Raw genomic sequence first — 8,889 nt, 5'->3', positions numbered from 1 at the left:
ATGATTCCATTGGTGGGCTTTGGCAGCCTGCTTTCTGGGATCAGTTAAAACTCCTCTGGGTTAGACCAGAGAGACTTGATGATGTCCTTGAAACCCTTGAAGAAAAAATGCCCAAATAATCTTTTGAATTGGTAGTTGAAGGCCCCTTGATGGGGGCCTTCTATATGTTAAGGGCATTAAAGGAGGAAGATTGTCTTGGTCTTGAGAAAAGCGCGCTTTAAACACCTTATGATGTTCATCTTACCCGCGGCCTTGTTAATCGCGGTTTTTGTCTTGTATCCAACTATCAGAACGATAACTCTGAGTTTTGTAGGGGAGGATGGCAAACTAACCCTTTCCAACTACAAAGAGGTTCTTACGAGCAAGGATATCGTTGATCTCAGGGGATTTGAAAGAGGGTTTCCTTTTGGAGCACTTATACATAACTTAATGTGGATAGCAATTCACCTCCCCCTCACAACCTTCCTGGGGCTCTTCCTTGCCGTTATCCTGAGAAATATAAAAGGGGGGACGATAATAAAATCCATCATCTTTTTGGGAATGGTCATGCCCATGATTGTAGGCGGCATCATGGTGAGGTTTATGTTTGAAGAGAATGTTGGAGTGGTCAACATGGTTCTTGGTGTTTTCGGATTAACCACTCAAACATGGACCGCCTATCCTGAATCAGCACTTCTGGCACTGATATTTGGCTCAACCTGGCTATGGGCAGGGTTCAGTCTGATCCTGTATTCCGCAGGTCTTGAGACCATCCCCAAATCTTACTACGAAGCTGCCCAAATAGATGGTGCGTCTCCAGTAAGGATGTTTTTCAATATAACCATACCACTTCTAAAACCCATTACTGTTGTCGTCATAACGATGACCCTCCTCTGGGAATTAAAGATATTCGATATTGTGTACGTCGCAACCATGGGTGGTCCCGGTGGAGCATCGAATGTTCTCGCGTTGCAAATGTATATGTATGGATTCCGGGAATGGGATTTTGGCAAAGCTGCTGTTGTTGCGGTGTTAATCACACTTTCCACACTTGTAGCAGCAGTGCCCATGATTAAATCAGCAGGAGATGAGGCCGAATGACGAAGAAAAGAATTTGGGTAAAAGTATTCTTAAATATATTCGCCTGGTTCATTGGCTTGATATGGATTTTGCCTGTGATAGGCATATTAATGACAGCCATAAGGCCCTTTGATGAAGTGATAAACGGCTGGTGGCACTTTAAGGAATTTACCCCAACATTCAGCAATTTCATCAACGCTTTGAACCATCCCACTGCTCCCTTAATAGTTGGAATGAAGAATTCCTTGATTATTGCTTTGCCCGCAACGATATTACCGCTTTTCATAGCTACTTTAGCGGGATATGGGATTTCAAGATACCATTTCCCTCTCAGGAAGGGACTCATAATTGCCGTTGTTTTGACGCTGGCGTTACCACAGCAAATGATTGCCGTCCCCATTTTTCAGATGATGAGTAGCCTCGGATTGGTAGATACATACATGGGGTTGATATTGCTTCATACTGCATGGGGTATTCCGTGGATTACCTTTTTCATGCGGAATTATTTCAAAACAATGCCAATATCCATCGAAGAAGCGGCACGTATTGATGGAGCCAGTGACTTTCAAATATTCTATCGAGTTGTCCTGCCAAACATTTTCCCCGCTATTGCTTCAGCCTCAGCCTTGCAGTTCACCTGGGTTTGGAGTGATTTTTTCCTGGCATTGATTCTCATTTATTCGCCTGATAAATTGCTGATGACCCAGCGTGTCCCTCTGATGCGAGGTGTCTACCATGTCGATTGGGGGCTATTGTCAGCCGCTTCAATAATGGTTATGATTGTGCCCATCTTGATTTACCTGCTACTTCAGCGGTATTATGTAAAAGGAATGGTTGGTTGGACAATAAAATAGAGAAGTTGGTGATATTGTGAGAGTGGACGAAATCCGATGGGACAACCTCACGAGGCTATTGGAGCAGGTTTTCATCGAAAAAGAAGTGTCACGAAAGGCCCTTTCAGGAAAAGTGGGAGTGAGAAACTCCACACTCAGTTATCTGCTTGGAAGTTTAAAAGAGTTCGGTATGGTGAAAATCAAGAATGTATCTTACGGACGTGGCAGACCGAACCAAATGATATCCTTAAATCCTGAATATGGGAATGTTATGGGAATAAAAATCGGTCGTGAATCTCTGAGCGCCACGGTCTTTGATTTTTCCCTTTCTGAAGTTGAATCTATTGTCATTCCCTTCGATGATACCGATAATCTTGAAGAAGACATCATACAGGAAATACAAAAATTGATCCTTAACCATAGGCCTTTGACCTTAGGATTTGCTGTTTCTGGTACCATAGATCTAAAAGAGAAAGAAGTTTTCAGTTCCCCGATCCTCAATTTAAGAGAATTCAAATTGCAGGAAATGTTGAAGACAAGAGGACTGGACTTTCTACTTTTCAACGATGTTGATGCGCTGCATGTAGGCCAGATGGTAGAATCCGGTGTTTTTGACCGCACTTCTTTGACCGTTACTTTTGGCATCGGAATAGGAGCTTCTTTTTTCGATGGTGAAGACATTCTCACCAGCGGCGATGGAAAGAGCATCTTTGAATTGGGACATATGGCATATGATCCAGATGGAGAGCCGTGCTATTGTGGCAGAAGAGGCTGCCTTGAAACTGTAGCTTCAGAATACTCTTTAATTGCGGAAAGACCCTCAATTAAAATGTTCGTGGAGAATTTTGGGAACTACAGGGAAGAGATAAAAAAGATAAGGAGCGCCGCAAAAGCAGGAAAGAATAAAGGTGTTTACAAGCCAGTATTGAAAAAACTCGGTCGAGCGATTTCCAATATTTCGCTCCTTTTGAGGCCATCTCTTGTATGGATAGGCGGCGAAGGGCTGGTATCAAACTGGATCTTCGAAGAGATAAAAGCCGAAATACTCGCGCAGATTCCAGAAGAATGGGGCTACTTGCCCGAAGTGAAGAAAATAAAATCAGTGCAAGGATGGCAACGCGGTGCTGCCTTCCTTGCACTTAGGCACTTTATAAGGAATAAATTAAAGGAATAATCAGCGTACCAGATCCCGGAAAAGTTCAAGGTAGTCTTTTAAATGGCGGGTAATGAGAAATTTATTCCTGACAATTTCCTTACCCTTGTTTCCCATTTTTTCTCTAAGTATGGGATCTTTCAAAAGCATATCGGTGTATTTAGTCGCTTCTTCCACGCTGTTGACAAGGTATCCATTCACATTCTGGATTATTTGCAGCGGGATACCGCCTACGTTGCCTCCTACCACAGGCGTGCCTTTCCACAAAGCTTCGCTTACGGTTAACGCGAAACCTTCACGAAGTGACTTTTGAAGGACAACCTGGCTTAGCTTTTGCGCAGCATTAACCTCTATATTTCCAATGCTGTTCAAGTTGGTGAGCACCTTGATATCATAATCCATTCCCACATATCGAAGGAGATCTTCGTAAATCTCCCAACCTTCAGGGTCATCGGTAGCCATGGAGCCGATAAGGAGCAACTGGAGCTCTGGATGATTCTTTTTTAGATTGCGGTATGTATCAACTACACCCTTTGGATCTTTCCAGGGGTCAAATCTCGAGACCTGCGTAATAACCGGCCTATTTGGATCAATCTTCAACTTCTCAATGGATTTTTTCAGTTCTTCCTGAGTCAGTTCTCTGTTCTTATCACTTAAAGGATCAATAGAAGGAGGAATTTCATATAGTCTTTCAATTGAAAGCTGCCCGGCGTACCTTTTCAAGGTGAAGATTCCGGCATCATAGTGTTTCATGAAAGAATTGATAAAAGCCATGAATTTCTTGTTTGGAGTTGAAGTGTCGATATGGCATCGCCAGGCGAGTTTCGCACTCCCTTTGTTGACAACCGCTGGAATGGCTACCGGCTGGGGGTCGTGAATCACTACAACATCATATTCCCCAAAATTCACATCGGAATTTTTCCTGGTAATGTTCATAAACAATTCAATATCTTTCTCGGTGAGGTCATCTTCTTTTCCCTGAAGGGCATTATGCATACGTTTGGTGAGTTCAAAAAATTCTTGAGTGCCTTCTATTACTTTCCAATCCGCGGACAAACCCACATCGTTCATGAGAGGCACAAGGGTATGTAGAATCTCAGCGACTCCGCCTCCAAAGGCCGTTGCATTTATATGCAGCACTTTGAGCCCTTTGAGCTTATTGCTGAGGCTTAATATCTTTTCAAATTCCGCATGAGGAATTATCCCCGTATAATCCTTGATGCTTCTTGAGCCTGTATGCACTTTGAGCATCTTCATCCCTCCTTTTGTTGTCTTATTTATTATACATCATTTATTCATTGTATGAACAAATTACTATACAGAATGCATGTAGCATTTGATCATTACCATTTGGTACCTTATCGTATGAACAAGGCCTATACCGAAACAAAAGAAATAGCTAAAAAATACGACGTTGATATGAGAACGGCCGCTTATATCCACGCTATAAATAGGGTATTGTATGCTCTCGAAAAGGGATGGCTTTATCCATGAGGTGATGAGTCTTTAATAAATACTTTCTGTTATAATTGAAAATGTCAACCTTTGAAGTTAAACAGATCTTTCCAGCCGCGCAACTCCATGGAAATGAAATGCGAATAATATTTTTAATGAAGGAAATATAATTTCCTAACGTGTTTGGTTTTTCATGGAGGTGGATTATGAAAAAGGCTTTGTTTTTCTTTATCGTACTGCTGGCAATCACGAGTGCCTTCGGACAGTACAGTGTCGGAATACTTATTCCCGGAGAAATCGGAGGCAACCCTATTTATGAATTGGTTGCGGCCGGCGCGAAAAAGGCCGAAAAGGCGGGCATAAAGCTGAAATTGGTTGAGGGTGGTTATAATCCTGGGAAATGGGAACCATTGCTCAGGTCTATGGCTGCATCAAAAAGATACGATTTGCTGATCACCTTGACAGAAGGCATGCCAGACCCCGTAAAAAAAGTGGCAACGGAATTCCCGGAGCAAAAAATTGCCCTTTTAGATGGGGTTCTCAATGTGGAAGTGAAAAATGTTTATTCAATAGGATTTCATGACGAAGAAATGTCTTTCCTTGCCGGAATATTTGCTGGCCTCATTACTCGTTCCGAATTACCGGGTGCAAATCCCGAACATGTTGTCGGCTTGATTGCCGGTGATACTTATCCTGCGATGACGAATAAAATGAAGCCTGCCTATGAAAGGGGTGTAAAACTCGTTACCCCTGATGCACGTGTTCTTTTCAGCGTAGCAGGCAGCTGGGCTGACCCGACTAAAGGGAAAGAATTAGCCGCAAAGCAATTAGATGAAGGCGCAGATATAATCCTTTCCATAGCGGGAGGCACTGGAATTGGTATAATTGACGAAGCGACAAGAAGGGGAACATATGTGATAGGTGTGGATTCCAACATAATCCCCTTCAGCCCCGGGACTATCCTTGCTTGTGCGTTAAAACATATTGACAGAGTAGTATACGATACCATTATCAAAGCCAGCGAAGGTAAACTAACCTATGGGAAAAACATCAGAGTTGGCGTTCCTGAAGGTGTAATAGGTTTCACCTTCGATGATGAAAATTACAAAAAATACGTTCCCGAATGGATACAGGAGATCGTAAAAGCCTATTACATACTCTTGAAATACTCTCTAATTAACGCTTTGGGGGAATAGTTATGAAAAGCTTCATCAACCAATTCAACGAAAAACTGCCAGCTCTTACAAAAATCGAAGAAAAAATAGCCCGTTTCATTCTCGAAAATCCTGAAAGTTCGGTGAAAATGTCCGTTCAATCTCTTGCTGCAAAGGCCAGCGTTGCACCCTCGACAGTGATAAAAATGTGTCGGAAATTGGGATTTAGCGGCTTTTCAGAATTGAAGCTCACCCTTGCATCGGAGATGAATTTAGCACTTGCAAGAAACGTGAATCTGGATGATGTTCAAAGCACTTTTGGCGATTACAACGGTTTTGTGGCCGAACTCATCGAAGCCGAACTCGCACATCTGAGAAGAGAAGAACTCGAAAAGGCCTCGGAAATAATCGGCAATGCCAGATATGTTGATATATATTCCTTTGGCTTTGATTCTATCGAGGGGTTGGATCTCTACCACAAACTTGTGCTTTTAGGCAAAAGGGTGCAGCACATAGAAAACGGGTATATGCAGATGATATCTGCTTCCAGATTAAAAGAGGGGGATGCGGTTGTTGCAATTTCCAGCACCGGAACTTCCAGAGACCTATATGCAGCGGTTAAGCATGCGAAACACTTCAAAGCAAAGGTGATTTCAATCGCCCCGGAAAGCTCTATTCTCTCTAAAGAAGCCGATGTTGCGCTGAATACTCATTTCAAAAAGCTCATATTGCGAGATGGTGGTATTGCAACGAGAATCGTTCAGTCCTTTGTGATTGATGAACTGTTCATCAAAATACTGAAAAAGGATGAAAAGGCGAAAGAATACTACGAAAGGTTCAAAGAAGTGCTCGATTTGAAAAGGCGATAGTGAAGAAAAAAGAAAAAGAGCCGGGGTTAATTCCCGGCTCTTTCGATGGTATTTGATAAACCCCTCCAGATAATCTCTCTTATTCTCTCGAGCTTATCCGGATCGTCTGTGATGTTTAGACCGTTCAATATCAATTCTGCTGCTACTTCAGAGTCAACGATTTCCAGAATTTCCTTGTTGTTCTTTCCAGAATCAATCAATTTGGAGATTTTGTTTCTGAGTTCGTTGTATCTCTCACGTGCTTTTTTCCACATCTCCAGATCTTCCCGGGCCAAATTGCCTTTTTCGCGCTGAATGATCTTCACTGTTTCCCTCTTGTTAGTGACAAAGTCAACATAAGCTTTGAGTAATCTCTTTATCTTCTTCAGGTATACATTCTCGGATTCCACTTCTTTGAATAGATGTTCCTCAAGCTCATCCAGCGAATATCGCCAGACTTCATAGTAAAGATCTTCTTTGCTTGGAAAATAATAGTAGATGAGAGCTTTTTTCACCCCGGCAATACTGGCGATTTCAGACATACTTACACCATCATGCCCTTTTTCGGCAAAGGCCTTTCGCGCTGCTAACAAAATCCTTTCCCTTGTAGTCATTTTCTTTTTCACCGGGGGCTCACCGCCAATCTCACGCCTTCTTGTCAAGGGCGAGTTTTTCTTCGTTATTTGCGTATCTTCTCATTCTGGTCTCAAAATCGTATACACCACGCTTTGAAGGGTGGGTTTCTGCATAACCATGCTCGTACCAGAGCTTATCGGCGTAAACCTTCCACTCTTCGGCGAGTTTGTCCAGTTCAGGTGCGAGTTCGGTTACTACTCTTTCGCTTCCATCATGTTGAGGGATTGCATTGAACTTTTTCACCATAGCCCTGAGCACTTTGGGATTGTCAATGATGGGACATGGTCTGAACAAGTTGTTGCTGTATGGAACCATTCTCTTATAAGCGCTGAAGAAAGGTGACTTCAAGATTTCCAGGAGGCTTTTTTCCCTGATGCTGTCAACAGCAAATTGCTGGAAAACACAGGGTTCAACATAACCCTTGGCATTGACATGCAAATACTTTGCACCAGCGGCAAGACAACCGTGTGTGAGGAATCCATGATTCCAGAAGTCTGCGACAAAAGCGAATTTTCCGCCAAGTCTTAGTTCTTCTGTCTTAAAGAATCTCTCATACCTCTGCTCCGCTGTAGGAACGAGATCCATTGAGGGATTCATTCCGACGGGCATAAACTGGAATACCCAGGCATAGGATACACCATTTTCTTTCAGGAAATCCCAGAATTCATCCTTCAGCAGGACATCATGGTTCATTTTCGTGGCTGTGACTGAAGAGCCAAAGATCACACCAGCTTCTCTCAGGTATTCCCAGGCATTTTGGATTTTCGCAAAGACACCTCTTCCTCTTCTCCAATCAGTTTCAGCTTCAAAGCCTTCAACCGAAATAGCAAGAGTCGCATTGCCGAGTTCAGCGAGTTTTTCAGCCTTTTCCTTGGTGATGAGAGTGCCGTTTGTGTAGATCTGGAAGTAACTGTCGTTGAATTCTTCCAGAGTTTCGAAAAGATGCGGCCATACGAAGGGCTCTCCACCGGTAATGATGAAGAAGTAAATGCCGAGTTCATTGGCTTCCCTGATGAGGTTCCATACTTCTTCCTTCGAGAGCTGGTACTTTCTTCCATATAGCCCGGCATAACAGCCAACGCAGTTGAGGTTACAAGCATAAGTGGGACTGATAACCACAAGCTTGGGAAGCACTAATTCATGTTCCATCATTTTTTCCTGCCTGATTTTTTCGCCCAGAGCGAATTCATTGATGACGAGATTAGTCATCACTTTTTCAACAGCCTTTGGGCTCGCTTTCTGAAAAACTTCCTTCCAGGATGTGATCATAGGGTGTTTCTCTTTGGCCATGTTTGCGAGCTTTTTCAATCCGCTCTTGGCTGGTTCTTTACTGAGTGCAGCAACAGTCGCGAAAAGCCTGTACATAGTTTCTTCAGACGAGTTCCTGACGACATTGCCCACAAATTTGCCAGCCTGCTTAAGCATGGACTGCTTCATACTATCTACAAATCCCATGTGTTCACCCCCATAGAGTATTTACTTACCGGTCGGTAAAATACTACTCCGCGAAGGTTTCTTCCGTTATGCGATTACTTTACTACTGTGGAACAAGTTTGATGGAACAATGTGAATTATTGCGGGATAGTGGGTGAGAAGCCGAGTAACGTGATTCGAGTAGCGAGTAAATCAAGAACCGATGTAGGATAAAATAAAGGAGGCAGTCAGGAGGAAGAAAGGAACAGAGTTGCGAGTAGCAAGAATATCAAGAACTAAGTTGCGAAAGAGAAAACATCTAAACCTGAGTTCTAATC

The 8,889-nt window shown here is 43.0% G+C and carries 8 protein-coding genes; 5 read left to right on the top strand and 3 right to left on the bottom strand.

Going from position 1 to position 8,889, the window contains the following annotated elements; all coding sequences use genetic code 11:
* The first annotated feature begins 195 nt into the window (after positions 1-195).
* The 3 genes from AC3LHT_RS05985 to AC3LHT_RS05975 are packed head-to-tail and all read left to right on the top strand — an operon-like array spanning position 196 to position 3,066.
* Positions 196-1,080: a carbohydrate ABC transporter permease gene (locus tag AC3LHT_RS05985; RefSeq protein WP_290645399.1), complete on the top strand. Its 885-nt coding sequence runs from the start codon at positions 196-198 to the stop codon at positions 1,078-1,080.
* Positions 1,077-1,913, top strand: a complete 837-nt coding sequence (locus AC3LHT_RS05980) for a carbohydrate ABC transporter permease (protein WP_290645401.1) — start codon at positions 1,077-1,079, stop codon at positions 1,911-1,913. The genes AC3LHT_RS05985 and AC3LHT_RS05980 overlap by 4 nt, the downstream gene beginning before the upstream one ends.
* 16 nt (positions 1,914-1,929) lie before the next feature.
* Positions 1,930-3,066: an ROK family protein gene (locus AC3LHT_RS05975; protein ID WP_488662269.1), complete on the top strand. Its 1,137-nt coding sequence runs from the start codon at positions 1,930-1,932 to the stop codon at positions 3,064-3,066.
* Here the strand turns inward: AC3LHT_RS05975 and AC3LHT_RS05970 are convergent, their stop codons facing one another.
* Positions 3,067-4,296 (bottom strand): glycosyltransferase, encoded by a 1,230-nt coding sequence (locus AC3LHT_RS05970; protein WP_488662268.1) that lies wholly within the window; start codon positions 4,294-4,296, stop codon positions 3,067-3,069.
* A gap of 410 nt (positions 4,297-4,706) precedes the next feature.
* Here AC3LHT_RS05970 and AC3LHT_RS05965 point away from each other — a divergent pair, with 410 nt between their 5' ends.
* Both AC3LHT_RS05965 and AC3LHT_RS05960 read left to right on the top strand, forming a co-directional pair.
* A complete protein-coding gene (locus AC3LHT_RS05965) occupies positions 4,707-5,696 on the top strand; it encodes a BMP family ABC transporter substrate-binding protein (RefSeq protein ID WP_488662267.1) in 990 nt (329 codons plus the stop codon).
* 2 nt (positions 5,697-5,698) lie between these two features.
* Positions 5,699-6,523, top strand: a complete 825-nt coding sequence (locus tag AC3LHT_RS05960) for a MurR/RpiR family transcriptional regulator (protein WP_290645409.1) — start codon at positions 5,699-5,701, stop codon at positions 6,521-6,523.
* Positions 6,524-6,549: 26 nt separating this feature from the next.
* Here the strand turns inward: AC3LHT_RS05960 and AC3LHT_RS05955 are convergent, their stop codons facing one another.
* A complete protein-coding gene (locus AC3LHT_RS05955) occupies positions 6,550-7,128 on the bottom strand; it encodes a TetR/AcrR family transcriptional regulator (RefSeq protein WP_290645411.1) in 579 nt (192 codons plus the stop codon).
* 19 nt (positions 7,129-7,147) lie between these two features.
* Positions 7,148-8,593: a radical SAM protein gene (locus tag AC3LHT_RS05950; RefSeq protein WP_488662266.1), complete on the bottom strand. Its 1,446-nt coding sequence runs from the start codon at positions 8,591-8,593 to the stop codon at positions 7,148-7,150.
* Positions 8,594-8,889 lie beyond the last annotated feature (296 nt).

The sequence above is a fragment of the Kosmotoga sp. genome, from assembly GCF_982836095.1.
This window is presented reverse-complemented; position numbering and strand designations above follow the sequence as displayed.